The 429-nt window shown below is 60.8% G+C and carries 1 protein-coding gene; it reads right to left on the bottom strand.

What is annotated here, in order from left to right:
* Positions 1-21: 21 nt before the first annotated feature.
* Positions 22-210: an IS3 family transposase gene (locus tag EII42_RS13625; RefSeq protein WP_233558409.1), complete on the bottom strand. Its 189-nt coding sequence runs from the start codon at positions 208-210 to the stop codon at positions 22-24.
* Positions 211-429: the final 219 nt, after the last annotated feature.

Here is a 429-nt window from a genome sequence, read left to right as displayed (position 1 = left end):
CCCGGATCGTGGAGGGCTTCCTTATGCGGCTTGCCGGTAGGGGGCCGCGTTGTTCTCGTAGTTGACCGGGCTCATCATGCCCGCTGAGCTGTGTCGGCGCTCGTGGTCGTAGAACCCGTAGCACCAGTCCAACACGACGGCCTGGACTTGCCGGACGTTGGCGAACTCGTGGCGTGAGAGGACTTCCCACTCTAACGAGCTAAAGAACACTTCAGCGGCGGAATTATCGAAACATGACCCCACCCGTCCCACCCGATTGACGGATCCCGAGGCGGCGACAAAGCTTGGTGAACGCATTCGCCGTGTAAGCCGAGCCTTTGTCGGTGTGAAACACGACCCGCTTCATTTCGTCTTCACGCCACCCAAGCTCGTTAACGACATCGGCACCACCACGCGCCGCGACGGCCATCTTGATCGCTCAGCACGCCA

This window comes from Tessaracoccus sp. OH4464_COT-324 (assembly GCF_003932855.1).
Lineage (GTDB): Bacteria > Actinomycetota > Actinomycetes > Propionibacteriales > Propionibacteriaceae > Arachnia.
Note: the sequence above shows the minus strand (reverse complement) of the source record. Positions and strands in the feature narration are given on the sequence as shown.